The organism is Pseudomonas sp. TWRC1-2 (genome assembly GCF_049896685.1).
GTDB lineage: Bacteria > Pseudomonadota > Gammaproteobacteria > Pseudomonadales > Pseudomonadaceae > Aquipseudomonas.
Map to the genome: position 1 here is coordinate 1 of NZ_JAFCUU010000023.1, position 1,607 is coordinate 1,607.

The 1,607-nt window shown below is 61.4% G+C and carries 3 protein-coding genes; all 3 read left to right on the plus strand.

Going from position 1 to position 1,607, the window contains the following annotated elements; translation table 11 throughout:
* Positions 1-120 precede the first annotated feature (120 nt).
* The gene (locus tag ACP7B3_RS29580; RefSeq protein ID WP_426182948.1) at positions 121-678 is read left to right on the plus strand and encodes a tail fiber assembly protein; all 558 of its coding nucleotides are present in this window, start codon (positions 121-123) and stop codon (positions 676-678) included.
* 56 nt (positions 679-734) lie between these two features.
* Positions 735-1,268 carry a glycoside hydrolase family 19 protein gene (locus ACP7B3_RS29585; protein WP_145163910.1) on the plus strand — a complete coding sequence of 178 codons (534 nt, stop codon included), beginning with the start codon at positions 735-737 and terminating at the stop codon, positions 1,266-1,268.
* A partial coding sequence (locus ACP7B3_RS29590; protein WP_426182952.1) for a lysis protein occupies positions 1,265-1,607 on the plus strand: 343 nt, incomplete at its 3' end. The genes ACP7B3_RS29585 and ACP7B3_RS29590, both read left to right, overlap by 4 nt.

Below are 1,607 nucleotides of genomic sequence, written 5' to 3' on the forward strand. Positions count from 1 at the left end.
ACCTCTCCAGGAAAGACGCTGGGGTTCCGGAGTGGCGATTACGGCACGGAGAGCTTCAACTTCGTTTACCACACCGGCAACACTACCCGCGCCGCTGACGGCACACTGAAGGCTATTTAAATGACGACTCGCGCAGCATTAAATATTCTCGGCGCCACCGGTGCCATCATCGATATTACTTCGCTTGGTGTCGACACTATTACCACTGAACACCCCGGCCCAGGCCAGTACCTGGTGCACGGCACGCTTGGCATGGCACCACCGCCGGAAGGTTGGGGCTACGTGGTGAACCAGGTCGACGCGGCTTGCTCGGTAGCTATCGGCTACACCGATGGCGTATTAGCGGTGAGCGTGACCAAAGACGGTGAGCCGGCAGACCTGGTGCACAGCATTACCTTGCACATCGCGGTGGATTCGCTGCCCCCCCAGGAAATCCCACACCCTGCGCCGGCACCGGCTATTGACCCTCTAGACCTCGCACAAGCTGAGATTACCCGCCTGCGCTCCGTCGCGGATTACGCAATTGCTCCGTTGCAGGATGCAGTGGATGTCGAAGAAGCCAGCGAGAGTGAACTCGCTGCGCTGAAAGCCTGGAAGAAATACCGCCTCGCGCTGAATCGTGTGCCAGAGCAGGCCGGCTATCCAGATGCCATTGAGTGGCCAGACGTGCCCGCCTGACTATCTGCCTGAATGCTACCGCCGCCTTGAGCGGTTTTTTTCGCCTGGAGAAAAACATGCCGATCACCGAACAGCACTTGCTGAAGATCCTACCGAACGCCGGCCGCCAAGCCGGCGTTTTTGTTCCTGCGCTGAATACGGCCATGAACCGCTACGGCATCGTCGGCACCGCGCGCGTCGCCGCATTCATTGCCCAGGTCGGGCATGAGTCCGGCCAACTGCGCTACGTGCGCGAGATCTGGGGGCCCACGGCGCAGCAGCTCACGTATGAAGGACGGGCCGACCTGGGCAACACCGTCAAGGGTGACGGCTCGAAGTACCATGGGCGCGGACTGATCCAGATCACCGGGCGAGCCAACTATGCCGCATGCGGTGAAGCCCTAGGTCTGGATCTGATCAACAAGCCGGAGCTGCTGGAACTGCCCCAGCACGCGGCGATGTCGGCGGCCTGGTTCTGGTCTGTACGTGGGCTGAACACTCTGGCAGACCAGAAAGACTTCGCGAAAATCACCAGGCGCATCAATGGCGGGCTCACAGGCCAAGCCGAGCGTCAGGCGCTTTACGACACGGCGCTGAAGGTGCTGGCATGACGCCGGTGCAGAAGCTGGCCGGGCTGGTGCTGCTGATCCTGGTGCTGATGACTGTTGCTGCCGGCGCCGCCTGGCAGGTGCAGGATTGGCGGATCGGCAAGCGGCTTGCCGAACAGGCCAGGCTGCACCAGGAGGATTTGGCTGCGACAGCTAGAGCCGCCAGCGCGCAGGCCCTCGCAGAAAAGAAAAAGCGCCTGGCCATCGAGCAGGATCTCGCGGCCCAGGACCAACAACACACTCGAGAACTATCCGATGCTAAACGCAACCAGGCTCTTTTGCGCGATCGCCTTGCCACTGCTGATGTGCGGCTGTCAGTCCTCCTTGCCGACGATCCAGCCA

Excerpts from the sequence above, each read along its gene's own strand:
- ACP7B3_RS29580 (WP_426182948.1), top strand. The coding sequence starts at position 121 with ATGACGACTCGCGCAGCATTAAATATTCTCGGCGCCACCGGTGCCATC.
- ACP7B3_RS29585 (WP_145163910.1), top strand. The coding sequence starts at position 735 with ATGCCGATCACCGAACAGCACTTGCTGAAGATCCTACCGAACGCCGGC.